This window comes from Pseudomonas allii, from assembly GCF_055380095.1.
Window position 1 is genome coordinate 2815414 of sequence record NZ_AP039450.1, and the last position, 22568, is coordinate 2837981.

22 protein-coding genes are annotated in these 22568 nt (G+C 61.3%); 9 read left to right on the forward strand and 13 right to left on the reverse strand.

Annotated elements, in window-relative coordinates:
- Positions 1–107: 107 nt before the first annotated feature.
- On the reverse strand, positions 108–1052 hold the full coding sequence (locus ACZ445_RS12655) for a sensor domain-containing diguanylate cyclase (RefSeq protein ID WP_464708402.1): 945 nt from the start codon (positions 1050–1052) through the stop codon (positions 108–110).
- A gap of 247 nt (positions 1053–1299) precedes the next feature.
- On the opposite strand from ACZ445_RS12655, the gene ACZ445_RS12660 reads away from it, so the two are divergent.
- Entirely contained in the window at positions 1300–1548 is a 249-nt protein-coding gene (locus ACZ445_RS12660) for a DUF1652 domain-containing protein (RefSeq protein ID WP_058427593.1), read from the forward strand.
- On the opposite strand, the gene ACZ445_RS12665 is transcribed toward ACZ445_RS12660, so the two are convergent.
- On the reverse strand, positions 1545–1685 hold the full coding sequence (locus tag ACZ445_RS12665; protein ID WP_464708403.1) for a hypothetical protein: 141 nt from the start codon (positions 1683–1685) through the stop codon (positions 1545–1547). The two genes, ACZ445_RS12660 and ACZ445_RS12665, sit on opposite strands and share 4 nt — an antisense overlap.
- 199 nt (positions 1686–1884) lie before the next feature.
- On the opposite strand from ACZ445_RS12665, the gene ACZ445_RS12670 reads away from it, so the two are divergent.
- Genes ACZ445_RS12670 through ACZ445_RS12685 form a run of 4 tightly spaced genes read left to right on the forward strand, consistent with a single transcriptional unit; the run spans position 1885 to position 3709 of the window.
- Positions 1885–2196: a YXWGXW repeat-containing protein gene (locus tag ACZ445_RS12670; RefSeq protein WP_058427592.1), complete on the forward strand. Its 312-nt coding sequence runs from the start codon at positions 1885–1887 to the stop codon at positions 2194–2196.
- Positions 2197–2211: 15 nt separating this feature from the next.
- Positions 2212–2790: an RNA polymerase sigma factor gene (locus tag ACZ445_RS12675; protein WP_058427591.1), complete on the forward strand. Its 579-nt coding sequence runs from the start codon at positions 2212–2214 to the stop codon at positions 2788–2790.
- On the forward strand, positions 2787–3218 hold the full coding sequence (locus ACZ445_RS12680) for a hypothetical protein (protein WP_464705273.1): 432 nt from the start codon (positions 2787–2789) through the stop codon (positions 3216–3218). The genes ACZ445_RS12675 and ACZ445_RS12680 overlap by 4 nt, the downstream gene beginning before the upstream one ends.
- Positions 3215–3709 (forward strand): periplasmic heavy metal sensor, encoded by a 495-nt coding sequence (locus ACZ445_RS12685; RefSeq protein WP_464708404.1) that lies wholly within the window; start codon positions 3215–3217, stop codon positions 3707–3709. Before ACZ445_RS12680 ends, ACZ445_RS12685 begins: the two co-directional genes overlap by 4 nt.
- A 417-nt stretch (positions 3710–4126) precedes the next feature.
- Here ACZ445_RS12685 and ACZ445_RS12690 read toward each other — a convergent pair whose 3' ends face one another.
- Both ACZ445_RS12690 and ACZ445_RS12695 read right to left on the reverse strand, forming a co-directional pair.
- Positions 4127–5227: an IS5 family transposase gene (locus ACZ445_RS12690; RefSeq protein ID WP_464707263.1), complete on the reverse strand. Its 1101-nt coding sequence runs from the start codon at positions 5225–5227 to the stop codon at positions 4127–4129.
- Positions 5228–5549: 322 nt separating this feature from the next.
- Positions 5550–5912 carry an NUDIX hydrolase gene (locus tag ACZ445_RS12695; RefSeq protein WP_464708405.1) on the reverse strand — a complete coding sequence of 121 codons (363 nt, stop codon included), beginning with the start codon at positions 5910–5912 and terminating at the stop codon, positions 5550–5552.
- 127 nt (positions 5913–6039) lie between these two features.
- Between ACZ445_RS12695 and ACZ445_RS12700 the strand changes: the two genes are divergently transcribed.
- Positions 6040–7020, forward strand: coding sequence for a Gfo/Idh/MocA family protein (locus ACZ445_RS12700; RefSeq protein ID WP_464694041.1), 981 nt, complete (start codon positions 6040–6042; stop codon positions 7018–7020).
- 37 nt (positions 7021–7057) lie between these two features.
- Positions 7058–7687 carry a ribonuclease T2 family protein gene (locus tag ACZ445_RS12705; RefSeq protein WP_058426309.1) on the forward strand — a complete coding sequence of 210 codons (630 nt, stop codon included), beginning with the start codon at positions 7058–7060 and terminating at the stop codon, positions 7685–7687.
- Between the two features lie 26 nt (positions 7688–7713).
- Here ACZ445_RS12705 and ACZ445_RS12710 read toward each other — a convergent pair whose 3' ends face one another.
- Positions 7714–8412: an SDR family oxidoreductase gene (locus ACZ445_RS12710; protein WP_058426308.1), complete on the reverse strand. Its 699-nt coding sequence runs from the start codon at positions 8410–8412 to the stop codon at positions 7714–7716.
- Positions 8413–8518: 106 nt separating this feature from the next.
- Between ACZ445_RS12710 and ACZ445_RS12715 the strand changes: the two genes are divergently transcribed.
- Complete coding sequence (locus tag ACZ445_RS12715; protein ID WP_058426307.1) at positions 8519–8953, forward strand: winged helix-turn-helix transcriptional regulator; 435 nt, start codon at positions 8519–8521, stop codon at positions 8951–8953.
- An 8-nt stretch (positions 8954–8961) separates the two neighbouring features.
- On the opposite strand, the gene ACZ445_RS12720 is transcribed toward ACZ445_RS12715, so the two are convergent.
- The gene (locus tag ACZ445_RS12720) at positions 8962–9804 is read right to left on the reverse strand and encodes an alpha/beta fold hydrolase (RefSeq protein ID WP_058426306.1); all 843 of its coding nucleotides are present in this window, start codon (positions 9802–9804) and stop codon (positions 8962–8964) included.
- A 226-nt stretch (positions 9805–10030) separates the two neighbouring features.
- Between ACZ445_RS12720 and ACZ445_RS12725 the strand changes: the two genes are divergently transcribed.
- Positions 10031–10618 carry a LysE family translocator gene (locus tag ACZ445_RS12725; RefSeq protein WP_058426305.1) on the forward strand — a complete coding sequence of 196 codons (588 nt, stop codon included), beginning with the start codon at positions 10031–10033 and terminating at the stop codon, positions 10616–10618.
- Here the strand turns inward: ACZ445_RS12725 and ACZ445_RS12730 are convergent.
- The 7 genes from ACZ445_RS12730 to ACZ445_RS12760 all read right to left on the reverse strand — a co-directional run bounded on the left by ACZ445_RS12730 (position 10560) and on the right by ACZ445_RS12760 (position 22521).
- Positions 10560–11435 (reverse strand): AraC family transcriptional regulator, encoded by an 876-nt coding sequence (locus tag ACZ445_RS12730; protein ID WP_058426304.1) that lies wholly within the window; start codon positions 11433–11435, stop codon positions 10560–10562. The two genes, ACZ445_RS12725 and ACZ445_RS12730, sit on opposite strands and share 59 nt — an antisense overlap.
- A 49-nt stretch (positions 11436–11484) precedes the next feature.
- Entirely contained in the window at positions 11485–14979 is a 3495-nt protein-coding gene (locus tag ACZ445_RS12735) for a hypothetical protein (protein WP_464708406.1), read from the reverse strand.
- Between the two features lie 176 nt (positions 14980–15155).
- Positions 15156–16757: an ABC transporter ATP-binding protein gene (locus tag ACZ445_RS12740; RefSeq protein WP_464708408.1), complete on the reverse strand. Its 1602-nt coding sequence runs from the start codon at positions 16755–16757 to the stop codon at positions 15156–15158.
- A 1-nt stretch (position 16758) separates the two neighbouring features.
- Positions 16759–17778, reverse strand: a complete 1020-nt coding sequence (locus ACZ445_RS12745) for an ABC transporter permease (RefSeq protein WP_058426301.1) — start codon at positions 17776–17778, stop codon at positions 16759–16761.
- Position 17779: 1 nt separating this feature from the next.
- Positions 17780–18856: a microcin C ABC transporter permease YejB gene (locus ACZ445_RS12750; protein WP_464705282.1), complete on the reverse strand. Its 1077-nt coding sequence runs from the start codon at positions 18854–18856 to the stop codon at positions 17780–17782.
- Positions 18857–20695, reverse strand: a complete 1839-nt coding sequence (locus ACZ445_RS12755; RefSeq protein WP_179029149.1) for an extracellular solute-binding protein — start codon at positions 20693–20695, stop codon at positions 18857–18859. It lies immediately after the preceding gene.
- Positions 20692–22521: an extracellular solute-binding protein gene (locus ACZ445_RS12760; RefSeq protein WP_179029150.1), complete on the reverse strand. Its 1830-nt coding sequence runs from the start codon at positions 22519–22521 to the stop codon at positions 20692–20694. Before ACZ445_RS12760 ends, ACZ445_RS12755 begins: the two co-directional genes overlap by 4 nt.
- Positions 22522–22568: the final 47 nt, after the last annotated feature.

Below are 22568 nucleotides of genomic sequence, written 5' to 3' on the forward strand. Positions count from 1 at the left end.
AATCGTTACTATAGCCGGGCGTTCACCTCCCACGGTTTATGCATTTTTAAATCCCAAGTTTCCATCAGCTACTTGGGATTTTTTTTGCCTGGAATTTGACCTTCGCGTCAAACTTCACCGTCGGCGAACTCCGCACGCATCCGTCCATTGCGTTTGGCCTGGTACAGCAACTTGTCGACCTCTTCGACGAACCCCAGCATCGGCGTCTCAGGTTTGACGATACGTGTACCCACGCCCAGGCTCAGGGTCAGCAGGTTCGATACCGCCGAATAACCATGCTCGATCTGTTGTTGGCGGATCAGGTGCAGACAGCGTTGCGCCACCTGCCTGGCCGATTGCGCATCGGTTTCCGGCAGCAACCATACGAACTCTTCGCCGCCGATGCGCGCAATGAAATCCCGTGGCCGATTGGCCGCCTGGGACAAGGTATGCGCCACTTGGCGCAGGCACTCATCGCCCTTGATATGGCCGTAGTGGTCGTTGTACTGCTTGAAAAAATCGATATCCAGAATGATCAACGACAGCGGCAACTGGCTGCGCTGGGCGCTGGCCCATTCCCGTTCCAGCACGGTGTCGAACATGCGGCGGTTGGCGATACCGGTCAGGCCATCCTGGTAGGAATATTCCTCGAGTTGTTTCTGCAGGCGCACCAGGTGCTCTTCGGTCTTCTTGCGCTCGCTGATATCGAACATGAAACCGATCAGCGCCTCGACCTCGCCGTCCTTGCGCACCACGTGCACCACATCGCGGATCCATACGTAGTCGCCATTCACCGTCAGCGCCCGGTAATCCGCTTCGTGGTCGACCCCGGCGCGGGACTGGGATACGCAGAAATTCACCACGTATTCACGGTCGTCCGGGTGCATGCGCTCGACCCAGTCGTCCACGCTGACCCAGCTTTGCGGGGTCCAGCCGAGCAACGTCTCGATCTGCGGGCCGATATAGCTGAAGGTCATGCTCTGCCAATCAATGCGCCAGGGGATGGCCTTGGTCGACTCCAGCAAGGTTTTGTACACATCGCTGTCGGGCTCGCTCGGAGGGTCGATGCTCATGGGGCGGCTGCTCTGGATGATGGCGAAAAGCCAAGAGCGTCTTTCGATCGGGGCGCCGAGTCAAGCCTTCGGCGGCGCAGCAGACGAGAGGTCGCCAAACGGGTTTCTGGCGCCAGCGGGCCGGCGTTTCCAGGCCGAAATGAGGCATGGCTAACACTTTTGCACGAACCGCCTCATGCCCCGTAAAACCTCGTCTACTCTGGTTCCATCACAACGACCGAGTGAGGCCCAGGGGTGGGGACTTGTCATGATTTCAATCATTGAATTCAATCGCATCATGGCTTCGGGTTTCCTGCCGCTGGCGTGCGATTGCACCTTGAACAGCGACGGCTCGTTGCGCATCACTGTCTTCGAACCGGTGTCCGGCCGGGTCGACCTGCTGCTGACCGGTGTCTCCCCCGACGGTTTGGACAGCATCCGTTCCATTTCAAACCTGATCGGTGAGTTGCGTACCGAGATCAAGGCCGGGCGTCGCGGGTTTGCTGCGGTGGGTTAGCCGTTGACGGTGTGGGTGGGGGCGTCGAGCGCGCCGTAATAGCGCCAGCAGCAATGGCGATGTTCCGGCAAGATCACGCAGCCACTGAGGCTGACGATCAGCAGTGCGGCAACCAGTATGTAAAGTCGGCGGTACATGGTGTTTCCTCTTGGGTTGTTCAGCGTTAATCCTTCAACGCGGCCACCGGCATAAATCCGTCGCGAAGCTTTCAAACATTTCATCAAGCTCTGCCACCCCCTGCGCAATACTGCTGAAAAACCTGCGACGGATTTTTCGGCACCCGCCGTTCAACCCATCAGCACCCCGCACTTTCGCGTGTTGCATGAAGGAGTTGCCATGAGACCCCTGGCCAAATTGCGCTATGCCTTGCTTGCTCCGCTGGCCCTCGCCGCGTTTGTCAGCACCCCTGTGTTTGCCCAGACCGAAATCATCATCCGCCAGGCACCGCCGCCGCAACGTGTGGAAGTGATCCCCGTGGAGCGCCCGGGTTACGCCTGGGACCGCGGCCACTGGCGCTGGGAAGGGCGCGGTTATGGCTGGGTGCCGGGCCACTGGCAGCCGGTGATGCGCAATGCGCGCTGGGAACCGGGCCATTGGGAGGCCCACGGTCCCAACTGGTATTGGCGCGAAGGGCATTGGATCCGCTGACCGAGAATTGCCCGATTGAAAGACACTGATCCGGACGTGGAACTGCTGGCGCGCATCGGTAACAACGAACCGGCGGCTGTCAACGAAATGGTGACGCGCAAACTGCCGCGTCTGCTGGCGCTCGCCGGCCGGATCCTGGGGGATGCCGACGAGGCCAAGGACGTGGCCCAGGAAAGCTTCCTGCGCATCTGGCGTCATGCCGCCAGTTGGCGCAGTGGCGAGGCGCGTTTCGATACCTGGCTGCACCGGGTGGCGCTCAACCTGTGCCACGACCGTTTGCGCCGGCGCAAGGAGCGTCCATTGGAGGAAGAAGAGGCGCTGGCGCTGGCAGACAGCGCACCGCTGCCGGATGAACAGCTGGAAGCCGCCGACCGTAGCGCTCGCATGGCCGCTGCGTTGGCGGCGTTGCCCGAGCGCCAGCGCGAGGCGATTGTGTTGCAGTACTACCAGGAGCTGTCGAACATCGACGCCGCGGCCCTGATGAATATCAGCGTCGAGGCACTGGAGAGCCTGCTGTCGCGGGCCCGACGCCAGTTGCGCAGCCAACTTGCCGATACACCCGGGCTTGCCCGCCCAGGAAGGGGAAAACCATGACACCTGAACGTTTTGCTTACCTGGCCGACGCCTATGGCGCCGACCTGCACCGCTGGCCAGGCGCCGAACAAGGCGCAGCCCAGGCATTGCTGGACAGCGGCGATGTGCTTGCGCGCGAAGCCCAGCAACAGGCGCGCTGGCTCGACGGCCAATTGGACAGTCACCAACTGGCGTACGTCGAGCCTGCATTGGCGCGGCAGATTCGCCTGTCGGCCCCGCGTGGCCATTCATTCTGGTCGCGCTATGCCCGTTGGTTGTCGCCCGCCGGCCTGGTGGGCGTGGGCGTCGCGGGCATCGTTACCGGGATGCTGGTGGCATCCCTGAGTGTGCCGCTGCCGATGCTGTCGTCCGAGGTGCTGCCCAGCGTCTTCGATCAAGGCGACGCGCAAGTGATCTTTACCGTCAATGCCGAGGACACCGAGCAATGAGCCTGAAGTCACTCAAACCCTGGCTGCTGGCCTCGATATTGCTCAACGTGTTTCTGATCGGCGGTGTCGGTGGCGGCCTCTATCACTGGATGGCCAGTGCCAAGCCCGCTGAAGCGGTGGTTAACCAGCACGGCTTGCGCCAGGCGATGATCAAGCTGCCGCCGGAACGCCGCCGGGAACTGCGCCAACTGCTGCGGCACAACCGGGCCGACAGCCAGCCGCTGATCATGGCCGGACGTGAAGCGCGCATGGGCGTGATCAAGCAATTGGAAGCGCCGAGCCTGGATCGGGATGTGCTGGTGGCGGAACTGGCCAAGGCGCGCCAGGCCGACATGGCGCTGCGTGCGTTGGTGGACACGACGTTGGCGCAGTTCGCCAGTACCTTGCCCCAGGATGAACGGCAGAAACTGGTGGAGGCGTTGTACCTGCGCGGGCAGGGCAAACCTAAAGAAAAACTCATCGAACCGACGGGGAATAAGCCACGATCCTGAGCTGTTATGCCCGCATGACAACTCTACACGGGCACTTGGGTAGCGGCGGCTCACTTTTCGGTACCACGCCCAGCCAGGTGCTCAAACTGTGATGTGGCGAGTCGGCCTGTTGTGGTAAGCGGGTTTGTTGTGGCGAGCGGGCTTGTCGTGGTGAGCGGGCTTGTTGTGGTGAGCGGGCTTGCCCCGCGTTGGGCTGCGCAGCAGCCCCAGTCAGGTCACCACGTTTTAACAGTAATACAGAAGTGTCAGGATTAGCAGGCCGTTGAAAAATTCAGTCCTATCTCCCCCAACCCGCCAAGCTTGAGATTTTTCAGCCTCTCAAGCCTGGCGTCGACCTTTATCCCGCCTCAATCAGCGGGTGTTTTGCCAATTCCAGCGCAAATATTTGCCTGTGGACGATTTCTGGGCGTACCTCGCCTAAACATGCGACCCACGCCACCAGCCCGACAAGCTCCCCAAACGGATCAAGTTGTACACCGAAAAGCCCAGCAGCAACTGGGCGCTGAGCTTTTCGCGGCCGATCAGCTTGGTCTTGCGCAGACCACCCACGGTCTTTAGCCAGCCAAATCCTTCCTCGATTCTTTTTCGTATTTTCATGCTGATGCCGTAACCCGGATGACGGGTCGTACGGCCATCGATTGCGCTCTTGATGGCCTTCCTCGAGACATGCGGCGTCACCTTCAAATCACGCACCATTTGGACAAAAAATTTCTGGTCGTAGCTTTTGTCCGCGCCCACGGTGCTGCCAGGTTTGGCCGTGCGTTCAAGCATCTTCAAGGCTGCACCCACTTCGGCGTGTCCATTGAACTCGGTGCATTCCACATCCACGATCAACCCGTTACGGTTTTCCATCAGAGTGTGGGCCATATGGGCCAGGCGACTGCCATCGGCCGGACTCTTGCGGGCCAGCCGCGCTTGGGGATCGGTAGTCGATTGGTGAGTCTTGTTGCCGCGTTTCTCACCCTTGAAATCGAGATAGTTGTTGCGAGGGCCGTCCTCTGGAGGCTCATCGCCCGGCTTCTCGCCATCGTCTTTTTTGACGAAGGACTTATGCGAAGCCCAGGCATCGATCAGTGTGCCATCCACACTGAAATGCTCATCGCTGGCGTACTGCGACCATTGGGCCAGCGACTTGATGCGCTGGAAGAACAGGCGCGCAATATCCTGGTTAAACAGGCGGTCACGGTTTTGACTGAAGGTCGAGTGATCCCACACCCGTTCGTCCATCGACAGGCCGACGAACCAGCGAAAAAGCAGATTAAAATCGATCTGCTCGACCAATTGCCGCTCGGAACGCACGGTGTAGATCACCTGCAGCAATGAAGCCCGCAGTAGCCGCTCTGGTGGAATCGAGGCGCGTCCCAGCGAGGAATACAAAACCTCGAAATCAGAGTCCATCGACACCAGGATCGCATCAACCAGCTCGCGCAGCGGGCGTAGCGGGTGATCCTTGGGGATACGCTGCTCCAGCGTCGTGTAGCTGAACAGGTCGTTTTGCTTGAGATCGGGTCCACGCATCGGCTCGGTCTTCCGCTGACATTGAGGAACATGACTGGGAGTTTGCCAGAATCTAATTCAGTCCGGCCTTTTTCAACGGCCTGTTAGGGCCGCTTCGCAGCCCAACGCGGGGCAAGCCCGCTCGCCACAGTGGAAGGTGAAGGTGAAGGTGAAGGTGAAGGTGAAGGGGGAGGCGGGCATCAGCATCGACCGCTCTGTCTCACCAGCCGCTGTTCTAACCGTGCATACAACCGCTGCCGCGTTCGTCAAATCCCTTGTCGAACGGCAGTAACAGAATGGCGTGGTTGAGCGAGGTGTGTTGGCCAGCGGCCAGAGTGCAGAACTACAGGCGACGCAGGAAGGATTTGACGATGTGGCGGGTGGCGTCGGTGGTGTCCAGCGCGTCCATGGCGTCATAGGGGTGCCACTGGCAATCGATTATTTCATTGCAAGGTTTTGCATCGGCGACGTTCACCACTGACGCTTCGAACACGTGGTGCACGGTGTCGCGGGCTTTGAGCTCCTGCAGGTACAGCAAGCCGTCCACGTTCAATCCGGTTTCTTCTTCCAACTCACGTTCGGCCGCGCCGACCGGGCGTTCATTGCGTTCGACCTTGCCTCCCGGCAATGCCCATTTGGATCTGGCCTTGCGCACGAAGAGGATATGCCCCTCTTGTTCGCAAATGACCGTTGCGCGTATTTTCATCGTCTGTGCCCCCGCAGCGGGATGATTGTCATAAAAGTGTAATGCAATTGTCATGCTAAGTGCTTATGGCGCTGACGTGTGGGGATGTGGATACTGCCCGATTGATCAAAACGCACGAGGAGAGCAGATGGGCAGCGTACGCTGGGGCATGATCGGCTGTGGCAGTGTCACTGAGTTGAAGAGTGGACCGGCTTTCTACAAAGCGCCAGGTTCTGCGCTGGTGGCCGTGATGGGGCGCCGCGAAGTGGCGGTGCGTGATTATGCGGCACGCCATGGCATTGCGCGTTTCTACACCGACGCCCAGGCGCTGATCAACGACCCCGAGGTGGACGCGGTGTACATCGCCACGCCGCCGGACAGCCACCTCGAATACAGCCTGATGGTCGCAGCGGCCGGCAAGCATTGCTGTGTCGAGAAGCCCATGTCGCTCAACGCCGAGCAGAGCGCGTTGATGCAGCGCACCTTCGAACGCGCCGGGTTGCATCTGTTTGTGTCCTATTACCGCCGTTCACTGCCGCGTTTCCAGCAAGTGCGCGACTGGCTGCGGGATGGACACATCGGCGAACTGCGCCACCTGACCTGGACCCTGTGCAAGCCACCGGGCGCCAATGATGCCAGCGCCGCCAACTGGCGCACCGACCCGGCCATCGCTGGCGGTGGTTACTTTGCCGACCTGGCCAGCCATGGTTTTGACCTGTTCCAGTACCTGGCCGGGGATATCGTTGAGGTCACAGGCTTTACCGCGCGACAAGCCGGGCGTTATGCGGCCGAAGATGCAGTGACGGCGTGCTGGACGTTCAGTTCGGGCGCACTCGGCATGGGCTGCTGGAATTTTGTCGCGGACCGTCGCGAGGACCAGGTGGAACTGATCGGCAGCCGTGGGCGCATCCGATTCTCGGTCTTCGAAGACCAGCCGCTGCACCTTGAGGGTGAAACCAGCGAAGTGCTGGAAGTGCCGTGCCACGCGCATATCCAGTGGCACCACGTGCTGGCGATGAATGCGCATATCCGTGGCGAAGCCGAGCACCCATCGCTGGGCATCGACGCGTTGAAGACCGACCGGATCCTGGACAAGGTGCTACAACGTAACCCCCATCGTCCCGGGTAGGCGGCATAGGGTGGTCTTTTTTCCAAGGAACAGACAGATGAAATACTGGATGGCGGTATGGCTGGTACTGGCTACAAGTGCGATGGCGGCGCCGCGCAGCCAAGGCACACCGGGGGAGTTTGATTTTTATGTGCTGTCGTTGTCATGGTCGCCGACCTTTTGCCTGACCCACCCGGACAACGAGCAATGTTCCGGCAAGGGTTACGGTTTTGTGTTGCATGGCCTGTGGCCGCAGTACGCGCGTGGTGGCTGGCCGGCATCCTGTGCGCCGCAGTCGCCGTTGAGTCGTGAAGAAATCGAGAAGGGCGCGACACTGTTCCCGACCCGCTCATTGCTCAAGCACGAATGGTCCAAGCATGGCACCTGCAGTGGCCTGGAACCCTTGGCCTACCTGGAAAAAACCGACCAGGCGCTGGGGGTGGTGACCATTCCGCAACCACTGCAGCCGTTCAATACGCCGCCGTCGTTGCAGGCCAGTGACATCGAGGCGTTGTTCCGTGAAAGCAACCCGCGCATGGGCAATCATGGGCTGGCAGTCATCTGCAAAGGCAAAGTGCTGTCCGAGGTGCGGGTATGCCTGACCAAGGACCTGGCTTTTGCCGGTTGCCCGCGCAGCGTGAAAACCCAGTGCCGCGATGGCGACATCCGGATTCCCGCGCAGCGGTGATCGGCCGCTGGCGGGCATCGGGTTGATCAGTTGTTGAGGTAAACCGGACTGTCAGTGGACAACGAGGCCTTCACGGCCAGGGTCATGTCGGTGATCAGCACTTCTTCGCGGTCTTCGCTCAGGGCCTTGAGGGTTAGGGCGACCACGTCCTGGGGCGTGCTCTTCGGCGCCTGCACCTCGGCAACCATGTCGGTGTCGATGTAGGCGGGATGCACGCCGATCACCAGGGTCTTTTGCTCACGCAGTTCGCCGCGCAGTCCATTGGTCAGGCCCCACTGGGCAGACTTGGAGGCGCTGTAGCCGCCAGTGCCGGGCGGGCTGAGCCAGCTCAATACCGACAGCACATTGATCAGCGCGCCGCCGCCTTGCCTGGCGAGGATCGGCGCAAAGGCACGACTGACGCGCAGGGTACCGAAGGTATTCACGTCAAAGTGCTGTTGCAGGTTCTCGACGCTGTCTTCAGCCAGCAGCGAGCCGTATTTCAGGAACCCCGCGTTGTTGATCACCACGTCTACATCGCTGCACTGCTCGGCGGCGCGCTGCACGCTGGCCTGGTCGGTGATGTCCAGGGCAATCGGCGTACTGCCGGGGATATCCACGCTGCCTGGATCGCGTGCGCCGGCGTAGACCTTGGCTGCACCGCCTTCCAGCAAGGCGTTGACGAATGCTTTACCCAGGCCGCGATTGGCGCCGGTGACCAGTACCACTTTTCCACGAATATCCATGATGCGCTCCAGACAAGGAATTAGGTTTAATAATGAAACCGTTTTTATCCTGAGCCTGTTGGTCCTATAATGCAACCTTATTTTGTAAATGCCCGGAGGGCCGACGATGAAGCGCAAATGCCTGGAAGGCGACGGCTGCCCGGTGGCCCGTGCCCTGGATGTGGTGGGTGACTGGTGGACGTTGTTGATCATCCGTGACGCCTTTGCCGGAGTAACGCGTTTCGGTGATTTTCAAAAACACCTGGGCGTGGCGAAAAACATCCTCGCCACACGGCTCAAGGACATGGTCGAGCAAGGCCTGTTGCAGACCAGCGAAGTCGGTGCGCGCAGCGAATACCAGCTCACCGACAAGGGCCGTGCGCTGATGCCGGTGCTGGTGACGCTGGCGCAGTGGGGCCAGGCCTATACCGAGCCGGAGGATGTCGGCGCGCAAGTTCTGGATGCGCGCTTGCTCAAGCCCCTGCGCAAGGTCGAGATCCTCGCCGAGGATGGCCGGGTGTTGGGCATCGGCGACATCGTTACCCAAATGCCCGGGGCTTGAGGCGGTGCCTATTTGCCGTCGAGGAAGCCCAGCAGTGCCGCATTGAACAACGCCGGGTCTTGCAGGAACGCAAAGTGACTGGTGTTCGGCAGGATCAGCAGGCCGGCGCCGGGGATGGTCGCGGCCATGTACTCGGTGTGTTCGCGCTTGATCGCTTCGTCATGGTCGCCGTCGGCAATCAGGATCGGCGTCTTGATGCTTTGCAATTGTGCGTCAGTCCAGTTCGGTTGGCTGGCCCACATATGGCTGATCTGCTCGACAAACGCGTCGTACTCTTTCGGCGTCGGCGACAGCCTGGCGTACTCCTTGCCGGCGCGCTCGATGAAGGCGGCGAAGGTCGGGTTCTTCTCGACGCCGTCCTTCACCCCGGCGGTCTGGGTGTTGGCGGCGAAGGCGAACACTTTGCCGAGGCGGTCCGGGTGACGCAGGGCCAGGTCGATGCCGATGATGGCGCCGTCGCTCCAGCCGACGATATCGGCGCGGGGGATTTTCAGGTGGTCGAGTACGGCCACCACGTCATCGGCCATCAGGTCATAACCATAGGGTTTGTCATCCCGCGAGCTGCGCCCGTGGCCACGGCTGTCGATACTGATCACCGTATGCCTGGCCGCCAAGGCCTTGACCTGGTTACCCCAATAATCGGAGTTGGACAGGCCGCCGTGCAGCAGCACCACCGGCGAGCCATGGCCGGTACGGGTGTAGTAGACCTTGATGCCGTTGACGGCGGCATAGCCGCTCTTGGTACCGGCCACAGGGGCGGGCGTTGGCGGCAGGGTTTCCCAGCGCTCAGCGGCTTGGGCGGCGGAAAAACACAGCATCAGGCAGGCGGCTGCCAGCAGGCGACGTGACATGGCGGTTCCTTTTTTTGATCAGCAGGGATTGAACTCTAGCATCGGCCCCCGCAGGGCAAATACGCATTTTTGCCTATCAAAATCGCCTGTGCGAAAGAAAAAAATGCAGTTATATCAATGGAATAAAAGCGTCTAAGCGAGCGAGGGGCATTTTCTTCAATACCTCGACCGAGTGGCCCCCTTACCGTGGCCCCATCGTCATTCGCTCGAATAACAAGGAACTGCAATGAGTCTGATCATTTCCATGGCTGCCTTCGCGCTCGCCACGTCTATCACCCCCGGCCCGGTGAATGTGGTCGCACTGAGTTCGGGTGCGCGTTTCGGTTTCGTCGCCAGCCAGAAACACGTCTTGGGCGCCGCCGTGGGCTTCACGTTGCTGTTGGTGTTGATTGGCCTGGGGTTGCATGAGGTGCTGACACGTTGGCCGATACTGACCCAGTTGATCCAGTGGGGCGGGGTGGCTTTTTTGCTATACATGGCCTGGAAGCTGGCGGTGGACGATGGTCGGCTCGACGCCGATGGCAGTGCCACGGCGCCGTCGATGCTGTATGGCGCGATCATGCAGTGGCTCAACCCCAAGGCCTGGCTGGCGTGTGTGGCGGGGATGGGGTTGTTCGTGGCCGATGGCGATGCACGGCAGGTGTGGTTGTTCGCCGGGCTCTACCTGGTGATCTGCTATCTGTCGGTGGCGTGCTGGGCCTATGCCGGCACGTTTCTGCGGCGCTACCTGGGCAACCCCCAGGGCGTGCGCGTATTCAACCGTTCAATGGCCGCGTTGCTGGTGGCCAGTGTGGGTTATTTGCTGATGGCTTGAGCACGTCGCGGTATTGCCCCGGCGTTGCGGCGAAATGCTGTTTGAACGCGCGCTGGAAGTGCGCCTGGTCGGCAAATCCCGCCGCCAGCGCCACATCGGCGATCAACGCACCCTGGCGCAATTGCGCGCGAGCGAACTGGATGCGTTGGTTGACCAGGAAGGCATGGGGTGTCAGCCCGTAATACTGCTTGAAGGCGCGGATCAGGTAAGACGGCGACAGTTCGGCCGCCAGGCAGATGTCTTCCAGTTTCAACCCTTCGGTGCAGTGCGTGCGGATGTACTCGGCGGCCCGTTCCAGCTTGTGGTTGACCTCGCGCAGCGGGGTGCCGGCAGGGTTGAGGCGCTGTTGTACGTCGCTGAAGTAACTCACCAGCGCACCCTGTTTCTGCAAGTGCTCGGCCTGTTCATCGACGAGGATGCGGTACAAGTCCAGCAAACCTCGGTACAGCACGGCGTCCTGGGTATGGGGCGTATTGAACGGCCGGTAACCCTGATCGGTGCTGAAGCCCAACTGATGCTGCAACTCCGTCAACCAGGGCGTGTCGATGTACAGCATCTGATAGGACCACGGCTCATTATCGATGGGGTTGCAGGCATGCACATCGCCGGGATTCATCAACACTACCGTGCCGGCGCTGATCTGGAACGTGTCGGTTCCATAGTGGTAGTAGCTGCGCCCGCTGGTGATCGCGCCGATGGAAAAATGCTCATGGGCATGCCGGCTGTAGGTAACCTTGCGCCCATCGGCGATGGTGCGTGCCTCGATGAAGGCCAACGCGGGGTCACGCCAGAAACACGGAGCAGTGGCAGCAGTCATGGGCGGGCGCTTCCTCGCAGCAGTTGAACGGGCAGGGCAGCAGCGTCAGCTAAAACCCGCCATTGTTCAACCCCTGGCGTACCAGTGGTGCATAGCGGCGCAGGTAGTCGGCCCATGGGTCGTTACCGCTCACAGCCTCTGCCAGGGTGATCGGCAGCCGGGCTTTTTCACGTAGCGCCTCGCCGTCATGCAGCAGATACCGCTCGACGATGACACGGGTCAATGCGCGGGTGCGTGGTGAGTCGAAGGTGCGCGGGACCCGGCGTCCGAAGAGGTCCGGTGCGGGTATTGCGGCGGGCGCCAGGTTGTCGAGTTGACGGATCACCAGGTCTTTGTCCGCAGCGGTCAGCGCCACCTCGGCAGGTCGGTTTCCTTGCGCGTAGGCCGGCCAGTCGAACCGCATCCAGGCAGCGCTGTTGCCGCTCTCGGCGGCTTGCGTGACCTGCTCGTAGTCAAGGTCCGGACGTGGACGAACCAGCAGGTGCCTGGGAAAGATTTCATAGAACTTGCGGTCGCCGTAGTGCGAGACATACATCAGCACGCCGAATCGGCCGACGTCGGCAGCCCGCCGCCGGGCAATACCGAAAAACCCCACCAGGCCATACTCCAGGGCTTCACGACTGGGCAAGGTCAGGTGCGACAACCAATACCCGATGGCGGTCCCATAAGCGTCTTTCAGTTGCCCGAGCTTGCGGTCGAAGGTCTCGAAAAACAGCCGGTTGATCGGGGCCAGCACATGGAATTGCCGAGCCATTTCCCGGTATTTGACCGCTGTGTTTGTGGAGTGCCAGCGTGTCGACGTGACATCGAGGGCGCCAGCACTGTGCAAATCGACGAACGAGTACCGTGGGCCGCTGTACACACCCTCGAAACGGCCTTCTTCGGAAAATGGCGAGTTTTCCGGCAGGTACATCAATACTGGTTGATCCAACAGAGGGGTGTTGGGGTAAACCCTGCGCAGATCTTCCAGGGCGGTCTGGCGCACGGTCACCACGGGCTGCGCAAACGTCTCGAGCGCGGCGGCAAGGCTGGCTCGCTGTTGGTTGAGGCTGTCCAGCGCCGTGTTGATCGCCAGCACATCGTAATGCGGTTGAGGACCCAGTATGCCGTTGACCACGGCCCACTCCACCACTGGCGGCGCTGCTTCGCGGCTCTCTATGAAGCGCTTCCAGCTGCCCTTTGGCGGTAGTCCGGCCAGGAACATGATCTGGCTGTAGGTCAATTGGCGGGAAGACCCCGGCATGACCCTTTCCATATACATGACGTACTGACGGTACAGCACCCACGCCTGGGCGCTGAGGCAAGGCGTTGCGTCGGGTATGTCGCGTACGAGCAGGTGCGGGCTTTTTTCGCTCAGCAACAGGTGTGCGGCCAGTGCCGCAGTGGCTGCGCCGAGCCCGGTCAGGCTGTTGTCGATGCATTGGCGCACGAACGACACGCCCTCACCCCAGAAGTAGTCGGCGTGCCAGTCGATCAGGTTGATACGGGTGGGGAACGCATCGGGCTCGGGGTCAAGGCTCAGGATCAGCGCGGCCAGTATCAGCGCGGTGCGGCTGCCTTGTTCCGTACGCTCACCCGCATGGCCGCCATACCAGTGCAGGGTGTTCGACAAGGCGTCTGCCAGTTGCTGGGCCAAGGGCGTTGCGAGCAGGCGGACCATGAGGAAATCCGCCTCCGCCCGGACATCGGCTATGGACTTACCGGCGACGAAGGGCTGGCCGAGGTACTCGAACAGGGGCACGTCCTGGTGGGTCAGGAAGCGTTCGGTGATACGCACAATCTGCGCACGCTCAAGTACCGACAGTTTCCAGGCCGAGGGCTGTGAACCGGACAGTGGCTTGAGCGCTCGCCAGTAGTGCCCCTGGCGCGCCGGCAGCGGTTGGCTGACCGCCAATTGCTGCAAGGTCAGGCGTGCCTCATCCAGGGTCTCGGGGCGCTCAAGGTGGTACAGGCGCAGCGCCTGAGAAAGCGTGACCTTGAAGCGACTGCGCAGGTATCCACCGGTTTTAGCCGCGAGCTGTTTGAGGGGAGGGACCAGGGCGGCAAGCTCGATATTGCTCATCACCGGGTCGGTCAGGCTTTTCCAGGTGCCATCCAGGCCATTGGCGCCCACGCTGCCGGTGGCGCTGAGCAACACGTGGCTGTCGGGGTCGATACGTTGCTGGGTGCGGATGGCCAGGAAGTCCGGGTGATCGGTCAGCGTGTTGAGCGCCGTGTAAGCTTTTTTAACGGTGGCCTGGAGGGTGTCCGGGTCGACGTTGCTGCCGATATCGAGCGTGTCGGCATCGCTCAGGTTGCCGCCATCGATCACTGTCGATAACCCAGCGCGCAGCGCGTGGCGATCGTTGAGCAGGCCGATGTACTGCCGATAGCGGTAGAGTTCGCCGAACGAGCGGGCGCTGTTCAGTACCACCGGCACCGCGGGAGCAGGCCAGTTGCGCAGGCGCTCGCTCAGGAAGCTGACCTCTGTCCTGTTCAACGGGCGTTCGATGGCGTACGCCTGTAAAACCCCGACAATACTGATGCGCCGGTCGGGATAGAGATGACTGCCCAGTTGTTCGCCCAGCGTTCCAAGCCTGTGCCACCGCGCATCGGGCGCATTGGGCGCCAGGGTGTTCATCTCCAGTCCGCTGTCGGGGCTCAGCACGCACAACACTTGCCGCTGGTAATCGTAGTAAGTGGGCTGCGGTGCGTCGTCTGTTGTGTCCAGGTCTTGATTGTCGATGATTGCCCGCAACAGGTCGGCCGCTTCTTTGAGGTTTCTGGCCAGTCGCGAGTCGGACTGCAGATACAGTGCGGTGCTGTAGACGTCCAAAGCGTTAAAGCTGCTCTGGTCTTTGACCAACTGTTGCAGGGCGTCAGCCACCTGCTGAAAGTCACGCGCCTGCTGGCCCAGTTCGGCGTAGATCATCGACTTGCTGCGCCCGTTGTCATCAAACCCGGGAAAACCCTGCAAGGCCTCGAGTTCTTCGACAATGGTCTGCGCCTGGAGGCGGTTGGCGGGCATTGGCAAGCCATGGAACGCCAGGGTCAGGTTCAAGGGAAAGCTGCGCACGCCGGCGGGAGGTACAGGTGCGATATACGGCATGCCCAGCTCGGTCGGGTCCAGGAGTTGGCTGATGTAGATGATCGGGTTGGCCAGTGTCCACCAGGCGGACGAGTCGGCCAGGCAATAGACCCTGGGTTGCCCGTGAGCCGTCACGCTTAGCCGGCTGTTATGCACTCGCAGCGTGGCGAGATCAAACCCTTGGGCGTTGGCCCAGTCGATGAAGTCTTTCTGGTTGATGGCTTTGCAAAAGGCCTCGCACCATTGACCCAACTGTGAATGCTCGATCATTGGTAGGGGGTGCGTGGGAAGCGGCAACGCTTGGTTCGAGGAAGTGGCCAACAGGCGGGTCAGTTGCGCGATCAAGGGTGGGTCGCCCTCGTTGCGTAGGGTCTGGCGCTCGCTCAGGTAGGCGCTGGAGGGGCTGATACTGAGTGGCAGGGGGGTGTCGCTGGGCAGGCTGTCCCAGGTCAGGGCGAGGGCGTGAATGTCATCCATGAGGGCGGTTCCGGCTGATCAAACCCCGGATGATCCGCCGCGAGGAGGGGGCATCTGTAGCAGGTGTTTCCTGCAAAGCCGTGGCTTGCGTCAGCCACGGCAGCGCGCCATCGCGCTTTAACTGATCCGCCGCTATCGGGGTGCAAGCCTGCTCCCACATTTTTTACAAAGTTGTGTCAGGCGGGAACCAAGAAAGCGGCTTCGAGCAACTGGCGGGTATAGGCATGCTGCGGATCGGCAAAGATCGCCTGCGCATCCCCTTGTTCCACCACCTGCCCATGCTTGACCACCATCAACTGGTGACTCAACGCCTTTACCACCGCCAAGTCATGGCTGATGAACAGGTAGGTCAGGTTGTACTTGGCCTGCAGGCTGCGCAGCAGTTCCACCACCTGGCGTTGCACCGTGCGGTCGAGGGCCGAGGTGGGCTCGTCGAGCAGGATCAGGCGTGGCTTGAGCACCAGCGCGCGGGCGATGGCGATGCGTTGGCGCTGGCCGCCGGAGAACTCGTGGGGGTAGCGATGCCGGGATTCCGGGTCCAGGCCCACTTCCTTGAGCGCCGCGATAATCGCCGCTTCCTGTTCGGCCGGCGTGCCCATCTTGTGGATGCGCAGGCCTTCACCGACGATCTCGCTGACGCACATGCGCGGGCTCAGGCTGCCGAACGGGTCCTGGAACACCACCTGCATTTCCCGGCGCAACGGGCGCACCTGCTGCTGGCTGAGCGTGTCCAGTTGCTGGCCTTCGAAACAAATGCCGCCCTTGCTGGCGATCAACCGCAGGATCGCCAGGCCCAGGGTGGACTTGCCCGAGCCGCTTTCGCCGACAATGCCCAGGGTCTGTCCCTGGGGCAGGCTGAAGTTGATGCCGTCCACCGCCTTGACGTAGTCGACGGTGTTGCGCAAAAAGCCTTTCTTGATCGGGAACCACACTTTCAAGTCATTGACTTCCAGCAACGGCGGACCAACCTCGTTGGTCGCCGGGCCGCCGCTGGGTTCGGCCGCCAACAACTCCTGGGTATACGGGTGCTGGGGCGACTGGAACAGCGTCTCGCACTCCGCCTGCTCGACGATGCAGCCCTTTTGCATCACGCATACGCGGTGGGCAATCCGGCGCACCAGGTTGAGGTCATGGCTGATCAGCAACAGCGCCATGCCCAGGCGTGCCTGCAATTCCTTGAGCAATTCCAGGATCTTCAATTGCACCGTCACGTCGAGTGCAGTGGTCGGCTCATCGGCGATCAGCAACTCCGGCTCATTGGCCAGGGCCATGGCAATCATCACCCGCTGACGCTGACCTCCGGACAGTTCATGGGGCAGGGCCTTGAGGCGCTTGTGCGGCTCGGGAATACCCACCAGCTCCAGCAGCTCCAGGGTACGCTGGGTGGCGACCTTGCCTTGCAGCCCTTTGTGCAGGCCGAGCACTTCGTTGATCTGCTTCTCGATGTTATGCAGCGGGTTCAGGGAGGTCATCGGCTCCTGGAAGATCATCGCAATGCGGTTGCCGCGTATGTGACGGATGGTTTTTTCTTTCAGGGTCAGCAGGTCCTGCCCGGCATACTCAATGGTGCCGGAGGGATGGCGTGCCAGCGGGTAGGGCAGCAGGCGCAGGATCGAGTGGGCGGTCACCGATTTGCCCGAGCCGCTTTCACCCACCAGTGCGATGGTTTCACCGCGCTTGATATCGAAGCTGACATTGTTCACCACCCGGTGGTGGTGTTCGCCCGTGACGAACTCGACGGAGAGGTCGCGGATTTCGATCAGATTGTCCTGATTCATCTCATTTCCTCGGGTCGAAGGCATCGCGAGCGGACTCGCCGATAAACACCAGCAAACTCAACATGATCGCCAGCACGGCAAAGGCACTCATGCCCAGCCACGGCGCCTGCAGGTTGGATTTGCCCTGGGCCACCAGTTCACCCAGCGACGGCGAACCGGCGGGCAAACCGAAGCCGAGGAAGTCCAGGGCGGTCAGCGTACCGATAGCGCCGGTGAGGATGAACGGCATGAAGGTCATGGTCGACACCATCGCATTGGGCAAAATGTGCCGGAACATGATCGCGCCGTTCTGCATGCCCAAGGCCCTGGCGGCGCGCACATACTCCAGGTTGCGCCCGCGCAGGAACTCGGCGCGCACCACGTCCACCAGGCTCATCCACGAGAACAGCAGCATGATCCCCAGTAGCCACCAGAAGTTGGGCTGCACGAAACTGGCGAGGATGATCAGCAGGTACAGCACCGGCAACCCGGACCAGATCTCCAGGAAGCGTTGCCCGGCCAGGTCGACCCAGCCACCGTAGAAGCCCTGCAACGCCCCGGCGATCACGCCGATGATCGAGCTGAGCACGGTGAGGGTCAGCGCAAACAGCACCGACACGCGGAAGCCGTAGATGACCCGCGCCAGCACGTCGCGGCCCTGGTCATCGGTGCCCAGCAGGTTGACACTGGAAGGCGGTGCGGGGGCCGGCACCTTGAGGTCGTAGTTGATGCTCTGGTAGCTGAACGGGATAGGCGCCCACAAGGTCCAGGCGTCCTTGGCCTTGAGCAGCTCCTGGATATACGGGCTCTTGTAGTTGGCCTCCAGCGGGAATTCGCCGCCGAAAGTGGTCTCCGGGTAGCGCTTGAGCGCCGGGAAGTACCAGCCGCCGTCGTAGTGCACGGCCAGCGGTTTGTCGTTGGCGATCAGCTCGGCGCCCAGGCTCAGCGCGAACAGGATCAGGAACAGCCACAGCGACCACCAGCCACGCTTGTTGGCCTTGAAGCGTTCGAACCGGCGGCGATTGAGGGGGGACAGGTTCATCTCAATGCTCCCGGCTGGCAAAGTCGATGCGCGGATCGACCAGGGTGTAGGTGAGGTCGCCGATCAGTTTCACGATCAGCCCCAGCAGGGTGAAGATGAACAGCGTGCCGAACACTAGCGGGTAGTCGCGGTTGATCGCCGCTTCAAAGCTCATCAGGCCCAGGCCGTCGAGGGAGAAGATCACCTCCACCAGCAACGAACCGGTGAAGAAGATCCCGATGAAGGCCGAGGGGAAACCAGCGATCACCAGCAGCATCGCGTTGCGGAACACGTGGCCGTAGAGCACGCGGTGGTTGGTCAGGCCCTTGGCCTTGGCGGTGATCACATACTGCTTGTTGATCTCGTCAAGGAAGCTGTTCTTGGTCAGCAGGGTCATAGTGGCGAAGTTGCCGATCACCAAGGCCGTGATAGGCAGCGCGAGGTGCCAGAAGTAATCGAGGATCTTGCCGCCCCAGCTCAGCTCATCGAAGTTGTTGGAGGTGAGCCCACGCAAGGGGAACCAGTCCAGGTAACTGCCGCCGGCAAACACCACGATCAGCAGGATCGCAAACAGGAACGCCGGGATCGCGTAGCCGACGATGATCGCCGAGCTGGTCCACACGTCGAAATGGCTGCCATGCCGTGTGGCCTTGGCAATCCCCAGGGGGATCGACACCAGGTACATGATCAGCGTGCTCCATAACCCGAGGGAGATGGACACCGGCATCTTTTCCTTGATCAGGTCGATGACCTTGGCGTCGCGGAAGAAGCTGTCGCCAAAATCCAGCTGGGCGTAGTTCTTGACCATGATCCACAGGCGTTCCGGCGCCGACTTGTCGAAGCCGTACATTTTCTCGATTTCCTTGATCAGCGCCGGGTCCAGGCCCTGGGCGCCGCGGTAGCTGCTGGAACCGGCCACCGACACTTCGGCACCGCCGCCAGCAATGCGGCTGGTGGCGCCTTCAAAACCCTCCAGTTTGGCGATCATCTGCTCCACCGGGCCACCGGGGGCGGCCTGGATGATGACGAAGTTGATCAGCAGGATCCCGAACAGCGTGGGGATGATCAGCAACAGGCGGCGAAAGATATAGGCCAGCATTTAATCGCCTCCGCTCGCCGGATCGGCGCTGGTGTTGGTCTCTGGGATGACGGCCGGTTTCACGTCGGGCTTGGCCCACCAGGTGGCGGTGCCAACGTCGTAGCGCGGTGGGACTTTCGGGTGGCCCAGGTGATCCCAGTACGCCACGCGGAAGGTCTTGATGTGCCAGTTGGGGATCACGTAGTAGCCGAACTGCAACACGCGGTCCAGGGCCTTGGCATGGGCCACCAGGCTTTTGCGCGAATCGGCGTCGATCAGCTCTTCCACCAGTTGGTCGATGGCCGGATCCTTGAGGCCCATGTAGTTGCGGCTGCCGGGCTTGTCGGCGCTGGAAGACTTCCAGAATTCCCGTTGTTCGTTACCCGGTGACGTGGACTGCGGGAAGCTGCCTACCAGCATGTCGAAGTCCCGCGAGCGGATACGGTTGATGAACTGCGACACGTCGACCCGGCGGATCACCAGGTTGATGCCCAGGTCGGCCAGGTTGCGCTTGAACGGCAGCAGGATGCGTTCGAATTCGGTCTGGGCCAGCAGGAATTCGATGGTCACCGGTTTGCCGGTGGTGTCGACCATCTTGTCATCGACGATACGCCAGCCGGCTTCCTGCAGCAGTTGGTAGGCCTCGCGCTGCTGGGCGCGGATCATGCCGCTGCCGTCGGTCCTGGAGGGTTCGAAGGCCTGGGTGAAGACTTCGGGCGGGATCTTGTCGCGCAGGGGTTCGAGAATCGCCAGTTCATCCGGGCCGGGCAGGCCGGTGGCGGCCATTTCCGAGTTTTCGAAATAACTGCGCGTACGAGTATAAGCACCGTTGAACAGCTGTTTGTTGCTCCATTCGAAATCCAGCAACAGGCTGATGGCCTTGCGCACGCGCACATCCTGGAACATCGGCTTGCGCATATTGAACACAAAGCCCTGCATCCCGGTGGGGTTGCCGTTGGGGATTTCTTCCTTGATCAGCCGGCCCTGGGCAACGGCGGGAATGTTGTAGGCATTGGCCCAGTTCTTCGCGCTGAACTCCAGCCAGTAGTCGAACTGCCCGGCCTTCAAGGCTTCCAGGGACACGGTGCTGTCGCGGTAGTAATCGGTGATGCGGTTGTCGAAGTTGTAGAAACCCTTAGTGATGGGCAGGTCCTTGGCCCAGTAATCCTTGACCCGCTCGTAGCGGATCATGCGCCCGGCCTTGACCTCGGCGACCTTGTACGGCCCGCTGCCCAGCGGTATTTCCAGATTGCCCTTGGCAAAGTCGCGGGTGGCCCACCAGTGCTTGGGCAATACCGGCAGTTGCCCCAGGATCAGCGGCAATTCACGGTTATTGGTGCGCTTGAACTTGAACAGTACTTTCAGCGGGTCTTCGGCGATCACTTCGTCGACGTCGGCGTAATAGGTGCGGTAGATCGGCGAGCCTTCCTTGATCAGTTCCTGGAAGGTAAACACCACGTCCTCGGCGCGGATCGGGTGGCCGTCATGGAAGCGCGCTTCCGGGCGCAGGTAGAAGCGCACCCAGCTGTTGTCCGGGGCTTTTTCGATCTTGCCGGCGACCAGGCCGTATTCGGTGATGGGCTCGTCCAGGCTTTGCATGGCCAGGGTGTCGTAGATCAGGCCCAGATTGTCGGCCGGTACACCCTTGCTGATATAGGGGTTGAGGCTGTCGAAGCCGCCCATGGCCGACTCGCGGAACGTGCCGCCCTTGGGCGCGTCCGGGTTGACGTAGTCGAAGTGCTTGAAGTCGGCGGGGTATTTCGGCGGTTCGTTGTACAGCGTCAACGCATGTTGCGGGGCGGCGTGGGCCGCAGTGCACAGCAGCAGGCTGCCGAGCAGGACTGTACGCAAAGATATCATTGGGCTTTCTCCGAAGCTTTCAGCCACCACGCGCTCAGGCCCAGGCTGTAGGGCGGCGTGGTGACAAAGGCGAACCGGTTGCGGTACGCCAGGCGATGATAGTTGAGGTACCAGTTGGGAATACTGTAGTGCTGCCACAGCAGCACCCGGTCGAGGGCACGGCCGGCGGCCAGTTGCTCTTCGCGGGTCTTGGCGGCCAGCAATTGTTCCAGCAGGTGATCGACAATCGGGTTGTTGATGCCTGCGTAGTTCTTGCTGCCCTTGATCGCGGCCTGGCTGGAGTGGAAGTACTGCCACTGCTCAAGGCCCGGACTCAAGGTCTGGTTGAGGGTGATCAGGATCATGTCGAAGTCGAATTGGTCCAGGCGCTGCTTGTACTGGGCACGGTCGACGGTGCGCAGGCGCGCGTCGATGCCGATGCTGATCAGGTTCTCGACATAGGGCTGCAGGATGCGCTCCAGGTTCGGGTTGACCAGCAGGATCTCGAAGCGCAGCGGCTGGCCATCCTTGTTGACCAGGCGCTGCCCGGATAGCTTCCAGCCGGCCTCGCCAAGCAGGGCCAGCGCGCGGCGCATGGTTTCGCGGGGGATGCCGCGCCCGTCGGTCTGGGGCAGGCTGAAGGCTTGCGTGAACAGGTTGGCCGGCAACTGCTCGCGGTACGGCGAAAGCATCAGCCATTCATGGCCGGTGGGCACGCCGGTGGCGGCGAACTCGCTGTTGGGGTAGTAGCTCAAGGTGCGCTTGTACGCGCTGCTGAACAGGGTGCGGTTGGTCCACTCGAAGTCGAACATCAGCCCCAGGGCTTCACGCACTTTGGTCTGGCTGAAGGTGGGCCGCCGGGTGTTCATGAACAGGCCCTGGCTCTGGGTCGGGATCTGGTGGGCGATCTGCGCCTTGATCACGTCACCCCGGTTCACCGCCGGGAAGTTGTAGCCGTTGGCCCAGTTCTTGGCCTGGTGCTCGATGTAGATATCGAACTCGCCGGCCTTGAAGGCTTCGAAGGCCACATCGCTGTCGCGGTAGAACTCTACCTCGACCTTGTCGTAGTTATAGAAGCCCTGGTTGACCGGCAGGTCCTTGCCCCAGTAATCCTTGACCCGTTCGAACACCAGTTGCCGCCCGGGCGTGACCTTGCTGATGCGGTAGGGGCCGCTGCCCAGGGGCGGTTCGAAGGTGGTGGCCTTGAAGTCGCGGTTTTTCCAGTAGTGCTGGGGCAATACTGGCAATTCGCCCAGGCGCAGGATCAGCAAGGGGTTGCCGGCGCGCTTGAACACAAAGCGGATACGGTGACGGTTGAGCACATCCACCCGCGCCACTTCCTGCAGGTTGGTGCGGTATTGCGGGTGGCCTTCTGTCAGCAGGGTGCGATAGGAGAACGCCACGTCATACGCGGTGATCGGCTTGCCATCGTGGAAGCGCGCTTCCGGGCGCAGGTTGAACACCACCCAGCTGCGGTCCTCGCTGTACTCCACCGATTGGGCGATCAACCCATAGCTGGAGGTGGGTTCATCGCCGGAGGGCGCGTACAGGCCAGTGCCGACCATCAATGGCTCATTCAGCTCATTGACGCCATATTGCAGGAAGTTCGGCGTGGAAACCGGGCTGGAACCCTTGAAGGTATAGGGGTTGAGGGTGTCGAAGGTGCCAAAGGCCATGACCCGCAATGTCCCGCCTTTCGGCGCTGCAGGGTTTACCCAATCGAAGTGGGTGAATTTGGCCGGGTACTTGAGGCTGCCGAACTGCGCATAACCGTGGCTCTCGGTAATCGTCGCGTTCGCTGCAAAGCTCAAGGCCAGACTTATTAGTAGAAGGAGGGGACGCTTCAAGTCAGAGATCCGATCCAGGCGGCTTGGGCTTTATGATCGGTACAGTA

Bases quoted from the DNA above. Each gene is read 5' to 3' on its own strand.
- ACZ445_RS12655 (WP_464708402.1), bottom strand. From the start codon at position 1,052: ATGAGCATCGACCCTCCGAGCGAGCCCGACAGCGATGTGTACAAAACC.
- ACZ445_RS12660 (WP_058427593.1), top strand. From the start codon at position 1,300: ATGATTTCAATCATTGAATTCAATCGCATCATGGCTTCGGGTTTCCTG.
- ACZ445_RS12665 (WP_464708403.1), bottom strand. From the start codon at position 1,685: ATGTACCGCCGACTTTACATACTGGTTGCCGCACTGCTGATCGTCAGC.
- ACZ445_RS12670 (WP_058427592.1), top strand. From the start codon at position 1,885: ATGAGACCCCTGGCCAAATTGCGCTATGCCTTGCTTGCTCCGCTGGCC.
- ACZ445_RS12680 (WP_464705273.1), top strand. From the start codon at position 2,787: ATGACACCTGAACGTTTTGCTTACCTGGCCGACGCCTATGGCGCCGAC.
- ACZ445_RS12685 (WP_464708404.1), top strand. From the start codon at position 3,215: ATGAGCCTGAAGTCACTCAAACCCTGGCTGCTGGCCTCGATATTGCTC.
- ACZ445_RS12690 (WP_464707263.1), bottom strand. From the start codon at position 5,227: ATGCGTGGACCCGATCTCAAGCAAAACGACCTGTTCAGCTACACGACG.
- ACZ445_RS12695 (WP_464708405.1), bottom strand. From the start codon at position 5,912: ATGAAAATACGCGCAACGGTCATTTGCGAACAAGAGGGGCATATCCTC.
- ACZ445_RS12700 (WP_464694041.1), top strand. From the start codon at position 6,040: ATGGGCAGCGTACGCTGGGGCATGATCGGCTGTGGCAGTGTCACTGAG.
- ACZ445_RS12705 (WP_058426309.1), top strand. From the start codon at position 7,058: ATGAAATACTGGATGGCGGTATGGCTGGTACTGGCTACAAGTGCGATG.
- ACZ445_RS12710 (WP_058426308.1), bottom strand. From the start codon at position 8,412: ATGGATATTCGTGGAAAAGTGGTACTGGTCACCGGCGCCAATCGCGGC.
- ACZ445_RS12715 (WP_058426307.1), top strand. From the start codon at position 8,519: ATGAAGCGCAAATGCCTGGAAGGCGACGGCTGCCCGGTGGCCCGTGCC.
- ACZ445_RS12720 (WP_058426306.1), bottom strand. From the start codon at position 9,804: ATGTCACGTCGCCTGCTGGCAGCCGCCTGCCTGATGCTGTGTTTTTCC.
- ACZ445_RS12725 (WP_058426305.1), top strand. From the start codon at position 10,031: ATGAGTCTGATCATTTCCATGGCTGCCTTCGCGCTCGCCACGTCTATC.
- ACZ445_RS12730 (WP_058426304.1), bottom strand. From the start codon at position 11,435: ATGACTGCTGCCACTGCTCCGTGTTTCTGGCGTGACCCCGCGTTGGCC.
- ACZ445_RS12735 (WP_464708406.1), bottom strand. From the start codon at position 14,979: ATGGATGACATTCACGCCCTCGCCCTGACCTGGGACAGCCTGCCCAGC.
- ACZ445_RS12740 (WP_464708408.1), bottom strand. From the start codon at position 16,757: ATGAATCAGGACAATCTGATCGAAATCCGCGACCTCTCCGTCGAGTTC.
- ACZ445_RS12745 (WP_058426301.1), bottom strand. From the start codon at position 17,778: ATGAACCTGTCCCCCCTCAATCGCCGCCGGTTCGAACGCTTCAAGGCC.
- ACZ445_RS12750 (WP_464705282.1), bottom strand. From the start codon at position 18,856: ATGCTGGCCTATATCTTTCGCCGCCTGTTGCTGATCATCCCCACGCTG.
- ACZ445_RS12755 (WP_179029149.1), bottom strand. From the start codon at position 20,695: ATGATATCTTTGCGTACAGTCCTGCTCGGCAGCCTGCTGCTGTGCACT.